Raw genomic sequence first — 16290 nt, forward strand, 5'->3', positions numbered from 1 at the left:
CGGAAAATAACAAAACCCCCTGTAGGAGCGAGCTTGCTCGCGAGCTTCTCAAAAATATTGCGTTCACTCGGTAATCAATATGCGCTCAATAAAAAGCTCGCTCCTGCAGCAGTCGGACAGCGAGGGTAAAGCCAGATTCTGAGTGTCAGTTCCCCTCAATCAAAGGATCTCCCACAAGGTGTCAGACCGTTTCAAATGCCGGGGCCAGCTCCATAAACGCCTTGATCAGCCGCAACCCGGCGCGCCGCTCCAGGCAGCCGAGCATGTGCCGGTTGACCAGCCCCGCACCGTTGATCGGCACCGCTCGCACCCGGGGGTCATGGCTGACTTCTACCGACGACACAATGCCTACGCCCAATTGCGCAGCCACGGCTTCGGTCACTGCCTCGCGGCTGTCCAGTTCCAGTAATACCCGCGGAGTTACACCAGCGCTCTCGCACGCATCATCAAAGGTGCGCCGAGTGATTGAGGTGGGCTCGCGCAACACCATGATCACCTGGTTCAACTGCGAAATATCGATACCATCCGCCAGCGCCAGCCAAGGATGTTCAAGGGGCACCAAGGCGCAAATCCGTGATTCGGTGAGTGCGCGCAACGCCAGCCCTTTACGCGGCTCGACCTCGGTCAGCACCGCCACATCGGCATGCTCTGAAAGCAGGGCAGCCAGGGTCTCCTGAGCATTACCCAGGCGCAAGTTGACGGTTACCCCGGGGTAACGCGCACGCAGGCTTGCCAGCATCGGCATCACCATGTGCGGGCCGTCCGCAGCCACTTCAAGCCGTCCCGTGAGCAACTGGCGATTGGCCTCCAGCATGACCTGCGCTTCATCCACCAGGCCAAACATGGCACGGGTGATGGCAGCCAGTCTGATCCCCTCTTCCGTCAGCTCCACACGCCGTGCCGTGCGCCGCAGCAAAGTAATCTGGTAGTGCTCTTCGAGGGTCTTGATATGCCCGGTCACTGCTGGCTGGCTGATGAACAGGCGGGCCGCTGCCCGGGTAAAACTGCCTTCTCGCGCCACGGCGTCAAACGCACGGAGTTGAAACAAATTCATAGACATAAGTCTCGCTGATGGCTGGCATAACAATAAACAATTTGATTGATATCAACTCAAACTGCAACTTATGCCGTGTATCCAGTAGCCATCCCCAAGCTTGTGAGGAAACCAGAATGAGTACTGTCGCGCCGATCCTGCTGACCCCTGGCCCGTTGACCACCTCGGCGCGCACCCGCCAGGCAATGATGGTCGACTGGGGCTCATGGGATGACAGCTTCAACCAGCTGACCGCCAGCCTCTGTGAGCAACTGCTGGCCATCGTCAACGGCGCCGACAGTCATTACTGCGTGCCCTTGCAAGGCAGCGGCACCTTCGCCGTCGAAGCCGCCATCGGCACCCTGGTGCCACGCGATGGCAACGTGTTGGTACTGATTAATGGCGCATATGGCAAACGCCTGGCAAAAATCTGTGAAGTCCTGGGCCGGCGTTTCAGCACGTTCGAAACCGCCGAAGACCAGCCCACTACTGCCGCTGACGTTGAACGCCTGCTGCTCGCCGACCCGGGCATCACCCATGTGGCCTTGATTCACTGTGAAACCAGCACCGGGATTCTTAACCCGCTAGCGGAAATTGCCGACGTGATTGCCCGGCATGGCAAGCGTCTGATTATCGACGCCATGAGTTCTTTCGGCGCCCTGGCGGTCGATGCACAAAAGGTGCCCTTTGATGCGCTGATCGCGGCCTCGGGCAAGTGCCTGGAAGGCGTCCCGGGCATGGGCTTCGTCTTCACCCGTAAAGAGTCACTGGCCGCTGCCGCAGGCAACTCTCACTCGCTGGCCATGGACCTGCAGGACCAGCACGCCTACATGGCCAGGACCGGACAATGGCGGTTCACCCCGCCGACCCATGTAGTCGCCGCGTTGCATGAAGCCCTGCTGCAATACAACGAAGAAGGTGGCTTGCCTGCACGTCACCGGCGCTACGCGGACAACTGCCAGACGCTGCTCGACGGCATGGCCGCACTGGGCATTCGCAGCTTCCTGCCAGAGGCGATCCAGGCGCCGATCATCGTCACTTTCCACGCACCCAAAGACCCGCGCTATCAGTTCAAGGCGTTCTACGAGCGCGTCAAGGCCAAGGGTTTCATCCTCTATCCGGGCAAATTGACCCAGGTTGAAACCTTCCGCGTGGGCTGCATCGGCCACGTCAACCAGGCCGAAATGCGAGCCGCCGTCAATGCTGTGGCCCAGGTACTTGAGGAAATGGAAGTGCTTGAAATCTGAAGTTCGCAACGCTCAAAAAACCCCGAATTATTGCGTGCGGCCTCGGCTGCTCATACAGGAATTACTGACATGAACTACACCAACCCAAGCAAACTTCAGGCAGCCATTTTCGACTGGGCTGGCACCGTGGTCGACTTCGGCTCATTCGCGCCTACGCAGATTTTTGTTGAAGCCTTCGGCGAGTTCGACGTCCAGGTGTCCATCGAAGAAGCCCGCGGGCCGATGGGAATGGGCAAGTGGGATCACATCCGCACCCTGTGCGATCAGCCTCAGGTCGCTGAGCGGTACAAAAAAGTGTTTGGCCGTACCCCGACCGACGAGGATGTGACCGCGATTTATGAGCGCTTCATGCCACTGCAAATTGAAAAGATCGCTGACCACTCGGCACTGATACCGGGCGCCCTGGAAACAATTAACGGGCTGCGCGAGCAAGGGATTAAAATCGGTTCATGCTCGGGCTATCCGGCGCAAGTCATGGCCAAGGTGGTCGAACTGGCAGCCACCAATGGCTACATCGCCGATCACGTAATTGCCACCGACGAAGTTCCTAACGGTCGCCCCTGGCCAGCCCAGGCACTGGCCAATGTCATTGCGCTGGGCATTGATGATGTGGGCGCCTGCGTAAAGATCGACGATACCGTACCGGGGATTCTCGAAGGTCGTCGCGCCGGAATGTGGACGGTGGCGCTGCTGTGCTCCGGTAACGCGCTGGGCCTGACCTACGAGCAGTACCAGGCACTGGACCCACACACCCTGGCCACCGAGCGCCAACGCATTCACACCTTGTTCGAAGGCTCACGCCCGCACTACATGATCGACACCATCACTGATCTGCCGGACGTGATTGCCGATATCAACAAACGCCTGGCCAATGGCGAGATGCCACAAAGCAGCTGAGTCCGTACAAACAAAACGCGGCAGCCTGTGATCAGGTCTGCCGCGTTTTGTTTGGGATCAACGCCTCAAGCTTCAGGCCTTGTGATGCTGTTCGACCCACTTGGCAAATTCGTCGATGAACTTCTGCAAAAACGGCCGGGTTTTCTCGGACAGCTTGCCGGACGCATCAAACGCATCGCCTGCGCCGCCCAGATAGGCTTCGGGCTGTTGCATGCACGGGACATTGAGAAACACCAGCGATTGGCGCAAATGATGGTTGGCCCCGAAGCCACCGATCGCCCCCGGCGAGACGCTGATCACGGCTCCAGGCTTGGCATTGAAGACGCTTTGGCCATAAGGTCGGGATCCGACGTCAATGGCGTTTTTCAATACGCCAGGTACCGAGCGGTTGTACTCCGGGGTGACAAACAATACGGCATCGGCCGGGCGGATCAGATCGCGAAAAGTGGTGTAGGGCGCAGGAGGCGGTGTCACATCAATGTCTTCGCTGTACAGCGCCAGTTCGCCAATCTCGACAATGTTCAGCTTCAAGTGCGCGGGAGCCAGTTCTGCGAGTGCCAGGGCCACCTTTCGATTCAGGGAGTCCTTCCTCAAACTGCCGACCAACACTGCCACGTTGTAGACCTTGCTCATAAAAAACCCCGAGTGTTTGGCGATAGGAAGACTAGTTATAGATGATCGGAGGCCTTTCTTGCACCCCGGTTCACCCTATCGGCTTGCAAGCCTGTAAAGTAGCCGGACTATTTTTTCCAAATCGTTAAACTTCCCCTACTGATCAACGGTCTACAGAACCGCAAATTGGGTGTTTATCTCCAGAGGTTCTCTACAAATGGCTGCAGTTCTCGTTGGGCAATTTCATGCAAGGGACGCGGAAGGTCGTGTCTATTCCGTGCATGAGTTTGAAAATTTAGATGCAACAGGCGACCAGCCCGTAACAACCTACAAACTGGCCATTGGCGATCGCGTCAAAAAGACTGATGACGACAACTTCGAGCTGGTGCAGTCGGGCGTCATTCTGATTCGCGAAACTGAATATGTCGCACCTGTAGTCCCGGTAATCCCTGCATAACCTGCTGCACTCGGCATACCGCTGAAGTCACAGGATGAGACTTGGGTCAGGCTTCACAACGCTGAAACCTCATCCGCTGAACATGGACTTCACGCATGCGCTTACGCCATATCGAAGTGATTCAGGCCATCTTGCAAACAGGCAGTCTCGAGCATGCTGGCGAGTTGTTGCAATTGCCAGTGGCCACTCTCAGTTCCACGCTGCATGACGCCGAGCAACAGCTCGGTTTCATGTTGTTTGCCAGCGTACGCGGACGCTTGCAAGCCAGCCGCGAAACCCTTCTGCTGCAACCTCTCGCCAATCAGCTGTATCTGGACTTCGAGCCGCTGCGCCGGTGTGCCGACTCCTTGCGCCAGCATCAGGAGCCTGTAATGCGCGTGGCCTGTAGCGAAACACTGGCCCAGACCCTGCTGCCCTTCAGCATTGCGTTACTCAGACGCCGTTTTGCCGATACACCCACGAGCCTGAGCAGCGCGCCCTGCGCCGAGATCGCTCGCCGCTTATTAATGGAGGAGTGTGATGTCGGCTTCAGCCTGCATCCGGCAGAACAGCCGGGCATCGAATGCCTCAAGCTGACGCAAGGCAAAGTGCAGTTGCTGGCGCCCCACGGCTGGTTGGCTCCCAAGCAAAAGTACATAGGCCTGCAAGATCTGGCTGGCCAGGCAATGATTGGGCTGCAACACCACGACCCGCTGAGCCGCGTACTGGACAGCAAGCTGCAAGCCTTGCGTCCGGCACCCGTGGTGCAGATTCAGGTTCAGAATTATCAGATGATGCGCAGCATGGTGGAGGCTGGCGAAGGGCTGGCGCTGGTCGACCCGTTTACAGCCGCGGGCGCCAAAGCCGGCGGGCTGGATGTGTGTCCACTCTCGCCTGCGATCGCTGTGACGCTGTATGCGCTGACACGCAAGGACTCGCAGCCGGGCCCCGCGTTTCAGGCGTTGTTCGATATCGTGCGGCACAAGGCCGAGGCCTTACTGGCTGATCAGGGTGTGATGGCGCTGTAGGTTGCCTGCAGGAGCGGGGTTAGTCGCGACAGCATCGCCGGCTCCTGCAACCTCAGCAGCGGTTTTCAAACAACAGGTACCAGAAAATCGCCACCTCGCTGGTCTGCGGGTCAATCCCGCGATAACGCAGATGATCGATCCCCCCCACCTGATACCCGCAACGTTCATACAGCCGGCAGGCGCCGATGTTGTTGTTCTGGGTTTCGAGCATGATGCCCGGCAGATTTTTCTTCAGGCTCCAGAACTTGACCACGTCCAGTAATGACTTGGCCACCCCATGGCGACGGGCACCAGCGGCGACAGCCAGCTCATCCACGTGGGCAAAACCATTCCAGTTGGTGCTGACCACAACATGTCCGACCGGCTGTTTGTCCAGATACGCCATGAAGATCGCGCTATCAGGCGCGCCCAGATAGCTTGCGAATTCGTCCGGGTCGATCCCGTAGCATTTGCGGTACGGCGTGACCATATCCAAAGGCCAGTGCTCGACCTTTTTATGCAGGTCGGCACGGGCATAGGCATTCACTTCAAAGCTGAAATCAGTGCCCCACACGTAGGGAGCAAAACCGTCATCAGCCAAACGCACAGAGACTTCCGGGTCCTTTGGATTCATAACCAGGTACATGAAAAATCCTTCTTCGCGGGCAATATCCCCGGCGTCAATCTGAACTATTGCAGGGTCTGTCCTTTGGCTTCGAGGAGCTGGGTCCACAACGAAGGCCCACCTGCGGATTTGGCAATAGCTTCAAGCCGCGCCGCATGCTCGGCGAGGTCGCTTTCACTTGCACGAATAATCCGTCCTGGCTGGCGGTCCGCTGATAAACGGCGGATTTCGCTGGCCTGATTGCCTGAGCCTTCGCCGGAACCATTGCCGTCAGATGCATTACCGGCCAGCGACAGGCTTGTCTGGCCACCGGTCATGGTCAGGTAAACGTCTGCCAGAATCTCGGAGTCGAGCAGTGCGCCGTGCAGTTCGCGACCCGAGTTGTCGACGCCATAGCGTTTGCACAAGGCATCCAGGCTATTGCGTTGCCCCGGGTGACGCGCTCGCGCCATCGCCAGGGTATCGAGGATGGTGCAGTGGCGGGTAATGTCGGCGCGGTCGGTCTGCCCGATCAGGGCAAATTCATTATTCAGAAAGCCGACGTCAAACGCGGCGTTATGAATGATCAGTTGCGCGCCTTTGATGAAGTCAAAAAACTCATCAGCGACTTCTGCAAAGCGGGGCTTGCCCACCAGAAACTCGTTGGTAATGCCGTGAACGCCAATTGCGCCCTCGTCACTCTCACGATCAGGTTGCAGATACACGTGAAAATGCCGACCGGTCAGACGGCGGCCCATCAACTCGACGCAACCGATCTCGATTACCCGGTGGCCATCGGTAACCGGCATACCGGTAGTTTCAGTATCGAGTACAACACTACGCATGCTTGATGCCCCTCATTTCGTCCACCCCGCGATTGGCCAACTGGTCTGCACGTTCGTTGCCGTAATGGCCGATATGCCCGCGCACCCACTGCCATTTCACGGTGTGACGATTGACTTGCTCATCGAGCAACTTCCACAGGTCGGCATTTTTAACCGGCTCTTTGGCGGCTGTTTTCCAGCCACGTTTTTTCCAGTTGACCATCCACTCGGTGATGCCTTTCATCACGTACTGCGAGTCAGTCACCAGCAACACTTCACAGGGACGCTTGAGTTCTTCAAGACCACGAATCGCAGCCATCAGCTCCATGCGATTGTTGGTGGTAGCAGGCTCGCCGCCCCACAGCTCTTTTTCAACACCCTGGCAGACCAGCAAGGCACCCCAGCCGCCCGGGCCAGGATTGCCCTTGCAGGCACCATCGGTGAACATCTCAACGCTATCGCTCATTACAAACTATCCAGAAAAGGCTGCCCTGGCCTGCCAATCAAGGATCAGCAGCACCTGAGGCCGGGTGAACCCGGCCTGACATTAATTAAGGTTCAGTGTGACGCCGATTGACCTTGGCCATCTGCAAGGGAATCAGCTTGCCCATCGGTTCTCTGCGCATCGGGTTGACGGGACGCAAGCCCACCACCATTTTGCGCGCGACCAATACATAGAAGGCGCCGCCGGCCAATTGCCAGCTGCCGGCCTTGCGCTCCCAGCCAGAAAATCGGCTTTGCCACGCTTTGGAGGCGAGCGGCGGACGATAGCACCCAAAGCGGCGTTTCTCCAGCGCAAAGCCCAGCAGATTCAGCCAGTCGGCCACCCGCGAAGGTGAGATGCAACGGGCCTTTCCAAGAGCATCTTTGGCGAAAACATGGCGCAATCCCCAACTGCTCCAGGGGTTGATACCTACAATCAACAAATGCCCGCCGGGACGCACGCTACTGGCGGCTTCTCGCAGCAGACCGTGGGGCGACAGACAGAAATCCAGGCCATGCTGCAATACCACGACATCGGCAGCGTGCTCACATAAAGGCCAGGCCTGCTCTTCACAAATGATCTCGACCCCTGGCAGCGGAGCCCCGAGACGGACGTTGCGTTGCACTTGCGGTGCCTTGGGCGGGGTGTCTGCGCCTGGGCCGTAATGCACCAGATAGCCGCCGAAATAGCGCCCCAATTCCTCCTCGAGTACCCGCTGCTCGTCGTTAAGCAGCATTTGTCCAAGGGGGCCGGACAACCATTCACGCGCCGAACTGATCAGCGCCAGCCACTCAGGGTCTGCCTGAGCCAATGCTTTATCGGTCATTGCTCCTCCATCTCGCCATCTATCTATTACAAGACCCGGGTCTGTTGCAGTTCATCGCGACTCGCCATGAAGCGGCAACAGACCCTAAGATGCGCCATTGTTTCGCACTTGGGAATTGCACCATGTTACAGATCGACGCCCTGCCCGCCTTCAGCGACAACTACATCTGGTTGTTACAGGACACGACTCACAAACGTTGTGCCGTGGTCGATCCGGGTGACGCCGCGCCTGTACTGGCCTGGCTGGCCAGGCACCCGGACTGGACTTTAAGCGACATTCTGGTGACCCATCACCACTTCGACCATGTGGGCGGTGTGGCTCAACTCCACGGGCACACTAACGCGAAGGTCTGGGGGCCGGCACTCGAGGACATCCCGGCCCGACAAGTGGCACTCAACGACAACGATCAAATCGAAATCCTGGGCCTGAAGTTCGATGTGCTTCTAGTGCCCGGCCACACCCTTGGGCACATTGCCTATTACCACGCTGACCCCTCGGCGCCTTTATTACTGTGTGGCGACACTTTGTTTGCAGCAGGTTGCGGCCGGTTGTTCGAGGGCACACCCGAACAGATGCACCGGTCTCTGAGCCGGCTGGCCGCACTGCCCGGCCACACCGGCGTGTACTGCACCCATGAATATACGTTGAGCAATCTGCGCTTCGCCCAGGCGGTTGAACCTAGCAACCCGGACATTGCGGCGAGGGTCGCTCAAGTCACTGAATGGCGGGCAGAAGGTCGCATCAGTTTGCCATCAACTATTGCCCTCGAATTGCTCACAAATCCTTTCCTGCGGGTCAACGAAACATCCGTTAAAGAAAAAGCTGACGAGTGGAACTCCCGCAACAATGACTCGCCCGGTGCGGTCTTTGCCAGCTTGCGCAGCTGGAAAGATAAGTTCTAAACCGGGTCGCGGTTGGCACAAAAATTCTGAACAGTTGACCGCGCCCCCCCTGCTTTCTAGAATCCCCCGACATTTTTGCCTGAACTATCTTCTAGCCAATGTCGTCATCTATAGGTAACTCCATCAATTCAGACGCATTGACGCGCTTGGTCAAAGCCATCGCAGTGGCGGTATCCGCCATTCTCGCGGGCTGCCAATCCATGGATCATTCGGCACAGCCAACCGAACGCGCCAGCCTTAAAATCACCAAGCGTATCCCTCAAGAGCCGCTCTGGCTCAGCGAAAAACCTAGCCCTGTTGCCCCGCAAGATGTGTGGGAACGGATGCGCCAGGGTTTCAAGTTGCAAGACGGCCAGAACGTTAACCCGCGCATCGAACAGCAACGTTTGTGGTTTGCCAGCAACCCGTCGTTTCTCGAAAACGCCGGAGAGCGCGGCAGCCTCTATATCCATTACATCGTTGAGCGTCTCGAAGAGCGCAACATGCCGCTGGAACTGGCACTGCTGCCAGCCATCGAAAGCGCCTACAACCCTATGGCGTATTCCCACGCCAATGCAGTCGGGCTCTGGCAGTTCATTCCTTCAACAGGCCGTTACTTCAATTTGCGTCAAACCCGCGCCTATGACGGGCGACGCGATATAACAGCATCCACCATCGCCGCACTCGACTACCTCAACCGCCTTCACGACATGTTCAACGGTGACTGGCTGCTGGCTCTGGCCGCGTATAACTCCGGCGAAGGCACCGTTAGCCGGGCCATTGAACGTAACCAGAAACTCGGGTTGCCGACTGACTACTGGAACCTGCCCCTGCCGCAGGAAACCAAAGACTACGTCCCCAAATTACTGGCACTGTCCCAAGTGGTTCTGGCCCCCGAGGCCTATGGCATCAACCTGAACCCGATAGCCAACGAACCCTACTTCGAAGTGGTCGAAATCAAACAGTCCATGGACTTGTCACGCGTGGCAGCGCTGGCCGAGATCGACGAAGACGAGATGTTCCAGCTAAACCCTGCCTACAAGCAGCGCGCTACCATCGATGGCCCCCAGCATTTACTGGTCCCCACTTCCAAAGCGCAACTGCTGACAGCCAGCCTGTCCAACCTCAACCAGGAAGAGCTGATCAGCCTGCGCCCTAAAAAGCCGGTATTTGACAACGTTGCAAGCGCTTCACCCGCCAGGCTTAACCGCAAGTACCGGGTCAAGAGTGGCGACAACCTGACGCTGATTGCCAAAGCCAACAAGGTCAATGCCAAAGACCTGCAGCACTGGAACAAACTAAGCGGCAACAACCTGAAGGTCGGCCAGATTCTGGTCATGCAGGACACACGCAAGCCAACAGGCAAAAAACCTACACAATACAAAGTCAAAAAAGGCGACTCGCTGTACATCGTTGCCAAGCGTTTCAACGTTGAAATGCAGCACCTCAAGCGCTGGAACCCGAGCAGCGCCAAAGCCCTTAAGCCAGGACAAATGCTGACGGTTTCCAAGCCTCGCTAAACACTGGCGGACAATATTGCGGGCAAGTTGTTTCCTACATAAATGTGAGAAACAACTTGCCCGTAGTGCTTTCCAGAGTGGCCTTTTTCCCGTAGATACAAGCTGTTACTGTACGGAAACCTTAAGCCCAACGCCTGGATCGGATCTCTTGCCTTGATGCGACCCCTCCTCCCGCTACTAATCAGCCTGGCCTTGAGCTTCCCCGCAAGCGCAACCCTGAGCGAAAGCCACGGTTATGCTCAGTTCGGCACCCTCAGGTATCCGGCCACCTTTACCCATTTCGATTGGGTCAATCCTGATGCGCCTAAAGGCGGGACGCTCAAGGTCATGGCGTTTGGGACCTTCGACACCCTCAACCCCTACACTTTCAAGGGCTCCAGCCCGGTGTCGACCGCAAATTTCCTGCAATACGGGGTCAACGAGCTAAACGAAACCCTGATGGCAGGGACCGGCCAATATGCACCCTCCGGCGATGAGCCGACCTCCAGCTACGGGCTGATCGCGCAATCAGTGGAGTACAACGAAGACCGCAGCTGGGTCGTGTTCAACCTGCGCCCCGAAGCCCGTTTTCACGACGGCACGCCGATCACCGCCTACGACGTCGCATTTTCATACAACCTGCTGCTCAAGGAGGGGCATCCGCAGTACCGGACCAACCTTCAGGAAGTGCAGCGCGTGGATGTCCTCGGGCCCAAGCGCATTCGCTTCGTGTTCAAGCGCGCGGGCAACCCGCTACTGATCTTGCGCTTGGGCGAGCTACCAGTCCTGCCACAGCACTACTGGGTAAACCGCGACTTTAAGGCCACCACCTTCGAACCGCCGCTGGGCAGCGGGCCCTATCGCATCACCAAGGTCACACCCGGCCGGCAACTGGTGTTCGAGCACGTCAAAAACTGGTGGGGGGCCAACCTGCCGGTCAATCGCGGCAAATACAATTTCGACAGGGTTGAAGTGGAGTTCTACCGCGACAGCGATGTTGCCTTCGAAGCATTCAAGGCGGGCGAGTTCGACATTTATATCGAACACCAGGCCAAGAACTGGGCCAATGGCTACAACTTCCCGGCAGTACGTCGGGGCGACGTGATCAAGGCCGAAATCACTCATCAGATCCCGACACAAACCCAGGGCCTGTTCATGAACAGCCGGCGCCCTGCTTTTGCGCAGGCCAAGGTACGTGAGGCCCTGGGGCTTATGTTCGACTTTGAGTGGACCAACCGTACGCTGTTCAACGGTGCCTACAAGCGTGCCACCAGTTATTACCCCAACAGCGAGTTCTCGGCCAGCGGCATTCCACAGGGACATGAGTGGCTAATGCTCTCGCCCTGGCGCAGCCAGCTGCCCCCGGAACTGTTCAATCAGGCCTTTGAGCTATCGCAGACCGATGGCCGTGGCATTCCCCGGCACACCATGCGCCAGGCACTGGGTTTACTGGCCGAAGGTGGCTGGAAACTTTCCGGGCAGCGTCTGCTCGATAACGACGGCAAACCCTTACGGTTCGAAATACTGCTGGTAAACCCCAACCTTGAGCGCATCCTGCAACCCTATGTAGAGAACCTGGCCAGCATCGGCATCGATGCCCGGCTGCGCACCGTGGACCGCGCGCAATATAAGCAACGCCTGGATCAATTCGACTTCGACATGATCCTGATGACCCTGGATCAGACCTTGAGCCCCGGCCTTGAGCAGTGGCAGTACTTCCATTCCAGCCAGGCCAATGTCAAAGGCAGCAAGAACTATGCAGGCGTGGCGAACCCGGTGGTCGATAAACTGCTTGAACGATTGCTAGCAGCCCAGACACGCGAAGAACAACTGTCGGCAGGCCGGGCGCTGGATCGCGTTCTGCTGTGGCAGCACTACAGCATTCCTAACTGGTATCTGAATTACCATCGCCTGGCGTACCGCAACCGGTTCGCCTTCGTGACTACGCCGCCCTACACCCTGGGCCTTAGCGCATGGTGGCTCAAGCCTACGGAGAAAAACCAATGATGCCTTTGCGTACGCTGCTCAAACCTCTGACCGGCCTGTTGCTGGCCAGCCTTGCCTGCGCGGCACTGGCGGCCCCGCAACATGCATTGACGCTCTACGATGAACCCCCCAAATATCCGGCCGGCTTCAAGCATGTCGATTACGTCAATCCGGATGCCCCCAAGGGCGGCACCTTCCGAAAGTCGGCCCTGGGTACGTTTGACAGCCTTAACCCCTTTATCAACAAAGGCGTTCCGGCCGACGACATTGAGCTGACCTTTGACACCCTGACCCGCCAAACCCTGGATGAACCCTTTACGGCCTATGGCCTGATCGCCGAAAAAATCGAAAAGGCTCCGGACAACAGCTGGGTGCGTTTTTACCTGCGTCCCGAAGCCAGATTCAATGACGGCCACCCGATTCGCGCCGAAGACGTGGTGTTCAGCTTCGACACCCTGATGAAAAATGGCTCGCCACTGTACAAGGGTTACTACAGCGATGTTGACCAGGCCATCGCGGAAAACCCGCTACAGGTGAAGTTCACGTTCAAGCACAACAAGAACCGTGAATTGCCGCTGATTCTGGGTCAACTTCCCATTCTTCCCAAGCATTGGTGGGAAAACCGCGACTTCGGCAAGGGTAATCTGGAAATCCCGGTAGGCAGCGGTCCCTACACCATCACCGAGATCAAGCCCGGTCGCTCTATTCGGTATGAAAGGAACAAGAACTACTGGGGCAAGGACCTGCCGATCAATAAAGGGCTGTACAACTTCGATACGATTACCGTCGATTATTTCCGAGACAACAGCGTGGCCTTTGAAGCACTCAAGGCCGGGCAGTTTGATTACTGGCTCGAGATCAGCGCCAAAAATTGGGCCGGCGCCTACAACGGTCCGGCATTCACCCAGGGTCGTCTGAAAAAAGAAGAAATTCGCAACCACAACCCCACAGGCATGCAAGGTTTTGTCTTCAACTTGCGCAAGCCAATGTTTCAGGACGTGCGAGTACGAGAGGCGCTAAGCCTGCTGTTCGATTTTGAGTGGGCCAACAAACAGTTGTTCAGCGGCGCTTACGCACGTACCGGCAGTTATTTTGAAAACTCGGAAATGGCCGCAAAAGCACCGCCCACTGCCGAAGAGCTGGCTATTCTGGAGCCCTTGCGCGGCCAGATCCCCGACCAGGTCTTTACCGACGTGTTCAAGCCCGGCGTCACCGATGCCAGCGGCATGATTCGCGACCAGCAGCGGCGTGCCTATCAACTGTTGCAAGACGCCGGATGGCGCATCGTCGATGACAAGATGGTCGACGCCCAGGGCAAGCCGGTCAAAATCGAGTTTCTGCTGGCACAGACCGAGTTTGAGCGAATCCTGTTGCCTTACAAACGCAACCTCAGTGACTTGGGCATCGACTTGCAAATCCGCCGGGTCGATCCTTCCCAGTACCTCAATCGCCTGCGCTCACGGGACTACGACATGATTGTCGGCAGTTTTCCGCAGTCCAGTTCCCCGGGCAGCGAGCAGCGTGAGTATTGGGAATCGCAAAGCGTCGACAAGCCCGGCAGCCGCAATTTCATAGGACTCAAAGACCCGGCCATCGATCAACTGACCGAGGGCCTGATCAATGCCGAGTCCCGGCAAAGCCTGATCAACCATGCCCGTGCCCTGGATCGTGTCTTGCAATGGGGCTTCTACGTGATCCCCAACTGGCACATCAAAACCTGGCGCGTGGCCTATTCAAACCATATTGGCCATCCCGCGGTTACCCCTATGTACGATATTGGTACCGCGACATGGTGGGCAAAACCTGACGCCAAACCCGTTACCCCCACTCAAACCGAAAGCGCAAACCTGGAGCCTTAAATGCTGGCGTATATATTCAGGCGACTGCTGCTGATCATTCCGACACTGTTCGGGATTTTGCTGATTAATTTCATCATCATCCAGGCGGCTCCGGGTGGGCCGGTTGAACAGATGATTGCCAAACTCGAAGGCTTCGATGGCGCTACCAGCCGTATCGCGGGCGGTGGCTCCGAGGTTTCGGTGGCGGGCTCCAACTATCGCGGAGCCCAGGGGCTGGATCCGGCACTGATCCAGGAAATCGAGAAGATGTACGGCTTTGACAAGCCCGCCCCTGAACGCCTGTGGATCATGATCAAGAACTACGCCCGACTGGATTTCGGCGAAAGTTTTTTCCGGGATGCCAAGGTCATCGACCTGATCAAGGAGAAGATGCCCGTGTCGATCTCGCTGGGATTGTGGAGCACCCTGATCATGTACCTGGTGTCCATCCCGCTGGGCATTGCCAAGGCCACGCGACACGGTAGCCAGTTCGACGTCTGGACCAGTTCGGCAATCATCGTGGGCTACGCCATTCCGGCCTTTCTGTTTGCCATCCTGTTGATCGTGGTCTTTGCCGGAGGCAGCTATCTGGACTGGTTTCCGTTACGGGGCCTGACCTCCAACAACTTCGAAGAGCTGAGCCTGGGGGGCAAGATCCTCGATTACTTCTGGCACCTGGCGTTACCCGTCACGGCACTGGTAATCGGCAACTTCGCAACCATGACCCTGCTGACCAAAAACAGCTTTCTGGATGAAATCAACAAACAGTATGTCGTGACCGCCAAGGCAAAAGGCCTGACCAACCACCGCGTGCTCTACGGCCACGTATTCCGCAACGCCATGTTGCTGGTAATTGCCGGTTTCCCGTCAGCCTTTATCGGGATTTTCTTTACCGGCTCATTGCTGGTCGAGGTGATTTTCTCGCTGGACGGCCTGGGGTTAATGAGCTTTGAAGCGGCGATCAATCGTGATTACCCGGTAGTCTTCGGCACCTTGTTTATCTTCACTCTGGTCGGGCTGCTGGTAAAACTGATCGGCGACCTCTCGTACACCCTGGTTGATCCGCGCATTGACTTCGAAAGCAGGGAGCATTGAGATGAAACTGTCCCCCCTCAATCGAAGACGTTTTGAACGTTTCAAGGCCAACAAGCGTGGCTGGTGGTCACTGTGGATCTTTTTGCTGCTCTTCGGACTCAGCCTTGGCGCCGAGCTGATCGCCAACGATAAGCCGCTGGTGATCAATTACGACGGTGAGTGGTATTTCCCGGCACTCAAGCGCTACCCGGAAACGGATTTTGGCGGGGAGTTCCCGCTCGAAGCCAACTACAAGAGCCCCTATATCCGCGAACTGCTGGCCAAGAAAGACGCCTGGGTATTGTGGCCGCCCATCCCTTACAGCTATCAAAGCATTAACTACGATCTGAAAGTCCCCGCTCCCGCGCCACCCTCCGCCGAAAACTGGCTGGGTACCGATGACCAAGGCCGCGATGTATTGGCCCGGGTGATTTATGGCTTCAGGATTTCGGTGCTGTTCGCCCTGACACTGACCATTTTGAGTTCGATCATTGGCGTGATCGCCGGGGCACTTCAGGGTTTTTATGGCGGTTGGGTCGACCTCGCCGGTCAGCGTTTTCTTGAAATCTGGTCAGGCTTGCCCGTGCTGTACCTGCTGATCATTCTTGCCAGCTTCGTACAGCCGAATTTTTGGTGGCTGCTGGGGATCATGTTGCTGTTCTCATGGATGAGCCTGGTCGATGTGGTGCGCGCCGAATTCCTGCGCGGACGCAACCTGGAATATGTGCGCGCCGCACGGGCTCTGGGTATGCAGGACATGGCGATCATGTACCGCCATATCCTGCCCAATGCGATGGTTTCGACCATGACCTTCATGCCGTTTATTTTGACTGGCGCCATTGGTACCCTCACCGCGCTGGACTTCCTGGGTTTCGGCCTGCCCCCGGGCGCGCCGTCACTGGGCGAACTGGTTGCGCAAGGCAAGTCCAACCTGCAAGCGCCGTGGCTGGGCATCAGTGCCTTCGCCGTGCTGGCCATCATGCTCAGCCTGCTGGTGTTTATCGGCGAGTCCGCTCGCGATGCTTTCGACCCGAGGAAATGA

Annotated in this window: 16 protein-coding genes; 10 read left to right on the forward strand and 6 right to left on the reverse strand. The window is 57.3% G+C overall.

The features are described 5' to 3' along the window. Positions 1-181 precede the first annotated feature (181 nt). Entirely contained in the window at positions 182-1054 is an 873-nt protein-coding gene (locus ACP7BO_RS05235; protein WP_426208997.1) for a LysR substrate-binding domain-containing protein, read from the reverse strand. Positions 1055-1170: 116 nt separating this feature from the next. Between ACP7BO_RS05235 and ACP7BO_RS05240 the strand changes: the two genes are divergently transcribed. After that, positions 1171-2280: a 2-aminoethylphosphonate--pyruvate transaminase gene (locus ACP7BO_RS05240; RefSeq protein WP_426208999.1), complete on the forward strand. Its 1110-nt coding sequence runs from the start codon at positions 1171-1173 to the stop codon at positions 2278-2280. A 69-nt stretch (positions 2281-2349) separates the two neighbouring features. Beyond that, positions 2350-3177 carry a phosphonoacetaldehyde hydrolase gene (gene phnX, locus ACP7BO_RS05245; RefSeq protein WP_397454440.1) on the forward strand — a complete coding sequence of 276 codons (828 nt, stop codon included), beginning with the start codon at positions 2350-2352 and terminating at the stop codon, positions 3175-3177. A 72-nt stretch (positions 3178-3249) separates the two neighbouring features. Here phnX and ACP7BO_RS05250 read toward each other — a convergent pair whose 3' ends face one another. Further along, complete coding sequence (locus ACP7BO_RS05250) at positions 3250-3810, reverse strand: NADPH-dependent FMN reductase (protein WP_073509744.1); 561 nt, start codon at positions 3808-3810, stop codon at positions 3250-3252. 196 nt (positions 3811-4006) lie between these two features. Between ACP7BO_RS05250 and ACP7BO_RS05255 the strand changes: the two genes are divergently transcribed. Both ACP7BO_RS05255 and ACP7BO_RS05260 read left to right on the forward strand, forming a co-directional pair. After that, positions 4007-4246, forward strand: coding sequence for a hypothetical protein (locus tag ACP7BO_RS05255; protein WP_060694202.1), 240 nt, complete (start codon positions 4007-4009; stop codon positions 4244-4246). Positions 4247-4341: 95 nt separating this feature from the next. Next, positions 4342-5253, forward strand: a complete 912-nt coding sequence (locus ACP7BO_RS05260; protein WP_397454441.1) for a LysR family transcriptional regulator — start codon at positions 4342-4344, stop codon at positions 5251-5253. A 52-nt stretch (positions 5254-5305) separates the two neighbouring features. On the opposite strand, the gene ACP7BO_RS05265 is transcribed toward ACP7BO_RS05260, so the two are convergent. The 4 genes from ACP7BO_RS05265 to ACP7BO_RS05280 all read right to left on the reverse strand — a co-directional run bounded on the left by ACP7BO_RS05265 (position 5306) and on the right by ACP7BO_RS05280 (position 7970). Further along, positions 5306-5878 carry a GNAT family N-acetyltransferase gene (locus ACP7BO_RS05265; protein WP_060694206.1) on the reverse strand — a complete coding sequence of 191 codons (573 nt, stop codon included), beginning with the start codon at positions 5876-5878 and terminating at the stop codon, positions 5306-5308. 44 nt (positions 5879-5922) lie between these two features. Then, on the reverse strand, positions 5923-6681 hold the full coding sequence (gene dnaQ / locus ACP7BO_RS05270; RefSeq protein ID WP_073509743.1) for a DNA polymerase III subunit epsilon: 759 nt from the start codon (positions 6679-6681) through the stop codon (positions 5923-5925). Further along, positions 6674-7126 (reverse strand): ribonuclease HI, encoded by a 453-nt coding sequence (gene rnhA / locus ACP7BO_RS05275; RefSeq protein WP_003441387.1) that lies wholly within the window; start codon positions 7124-7126, stop codon positions 6674-6676. Before rnhA ends, dnaQ begins: the two co-directional genes overlap by 8 nt. Before the next feature lie 85 nt (positions 7127-7211). Then, positions 7212-7970, reverse strand: a complete 759-nt coding sequence (locus ACP7BO_RS05280; protein WP_060694210.1) for a methyltransferase domain-containing protein — start codon at positions 7968-7970, stop codon at positions 7212-7214. A gap of 122 nt (positions 7971-8092) precedes the next feature. Between ACP7BO_RS05280 and gloB the strand changes: the two genes are divergently transcribed. The 6 genes from gloB (at position 8093) to ACP7BO_RS05310 (ending at position 16290) form a co-directional block, all read left to right on the forward strand. Then, the gene (gene gloB, locus ACP7BO_RS05285) at positions 8093-8872 is read left to right on the forward strand and encodes a hydroxyacylglutathione hydrolase (RefSeq protein ID WP_426209004.1); all 780 of its coding nucleotides are present in this window, start codon (positions 8093-8095) and stop codon (positions 8870-8872) included. 98 nt (positions 8873-8970) lie between these two features. Continuing rightward, positions 8971-10371, forward strand: a complete 1401-nt coding sequence (locus tag ACP7BO_RS05290; protein ID WP_397454443.1) for a transglycosylase SLT domain-containing protein — start codon at positions 8971-8973, stop codon at positions 10369-10371. A 156-nt stretch (positions 10372-10527) separates the two neighbouring features. Beyond that, entirely contained in the window at positions 10528-12357 is a 1830-nt protein-coding gene (locus tag ACP7BO_RS05295; RefSeq protein WP_397454444.1) for an extracellular solute-binding protein, read from the forward strand. After that, the gene (locus ACP7BO_RS05300; RefSeq protein ID WP_397454445.1) at positions 12354-14195 is read left to right on the forward strand and encodes an extracellular solute-binding protein; all 1842 of its coding nucleotides are present in this window, start codon (positions 12354-12356) and stop codon (positions 14193-14195) included. Before ACP7BO_RS05295 ends, ACP7BO_RS05300 begins: the two co-directional genes overlap by 4 nt. Continuing rightward, the gene (locus ACP7BO_RS05305; RefSeq protein WP_060694218.1) at positions 14196-15269 is read left to right on the forward strand and encodes a microcin C ABC transporter permease YejB; all 1074 of its coding nucleotides are present in this window, start codon (positions 14196-14198) and stop codon (positions 15267-15269) included. A 1-nt stretch (position 15270) separates the two neighbouring features. Continuing rightward, a complete protein-coding gene (locus ACP7BO_RS05310; protein WP_060694222.1) occupies positions 15271-16290 on the forward strand; it encodes an ABC transporter permease in 1020 nt (339 codons plus the stop codon).

Source organism: Pseudomonas sp. TWR2-1-1 (assembly GCF_049897045.1).
GTDB lineage: Bacteria > Pseudomonadota > Gammaproteobacteria > Pseudomonadales > Pseudomonadaceae > Aquipseudomonas > Aquipseudomonas versuta.

Bases quoted from the DNA above. Each gene is read 5' to 3' on its own strand.
- ACP7BO_RS05240 (WP_426208999.1), top strand. From the start codon at position 1,171: ATGAGTACTGTCGCGCCGATCCTGCTGACCCCTGGCCCGTTGACCACC.
- ACP7BO_RS05255 (WP_060694202.1), top strand. From the start codon at position 4,007: ATGGCTGCAGTTCTCGTTGGGCAATTTCATGCAAGGGACGCGGAAGGT.
- ACP7BO_RS05310 (WP_060694222.1), top strand. From the start codon at position 15,271: ATGAAACTGTCCCCCCTCAATCGAAGACGTTTTGAACGTTTCAAGGCC.
- ACP7BO_RS05265 (WP_060694206.1), bottom strand. From the start codon at position 5,878: ATGTACCTGGTTATGAATCCAAAGGACCCGGAAGTCTCTGTGCGTTTG.
- ACP7BO_RS05290 (WP_397454443.1), top strand. From the start codon at position 8,971: ATGTCGTCATCTATAGGTAACTCCATCAATTCAGACGCATTGACGCGC.
- rnhA (WP_003441387.1), bottom strand. From the start codon at position 7,126: ATGAGCGATAGCGTTGAGATGTTCACCGATGGTGCCTGCAAGGGCAAT.
- ACP7BO_RS05280 (WP_060694210.1), bottom strand. From the start codon at position 7,970: ATGACCGATAAAGCATTGGCTCAGGCAGACCCTGAGTGGCTGGCGCTG.
- ACP7BO_RS05305 (WP_060694218.1), top strand. From the start codon at position 14,196: ATGCTGGCGTATATATTCAGGCGACTGCTGCTGATCATTCCGACACTG.
- ACP7BO_RS05260 (WP_397454441.1), top strand. From the start codon at position 4,342: ATGCGCTTACGCCATATCGAAGTGATTCAGGCCATCTTGCAAACAGGC.
- gloB (WP_426209004.1), top strand. From the start codon at position 8,093: ATGTTACAGATCGACGCCCTGCCCGCCTTCAGCGACAACTACATCTGG.
- phnX (WP_397454440.1), top strand. From the start codon at position 2,350: ATGAACTACACCAACCCAAGCAAACTTCAGGCAGCCATTTTCGACTGG.
- ACP7BO_RS05300 (WP_397454445.1), top strand. From the start codon at position 12,354: ATGATGCCTTTGCGTACGCTGCTCAAACCTCTGACCGGCCTGTTGCTG.
- dnaQ (WP_073509743.1), bottom strand. From the start codon at position 6,681: ATGCGTAGTGTTGTACTCGATACTGAAACTACCGGTATGCCGGTTACC.
- ACP7BO_RS05250 (WP_073509744.1), bottom strand. From the start codon at position 3,810: ATGAGCAAGGTCTACAACGTGGCAGTGTTGGTCGGCAGTTTGAGGAAG.
- ACP7BO_RS05295 (WP_397454444.1), top strand. From the start codon at position 10,528: ATGCGACCCCTCCTCCCGCTACTAATCAGCCTGGCCTTGAGCTTCCCC.
- ACP7BO_RS05235 (WP_426208997.1), bottom strand. From the start codon at position 1,054: ATGAATTTGTTTCAACTCCGTGCGTTTGACGCCGTGGCGCGAGAAGGC.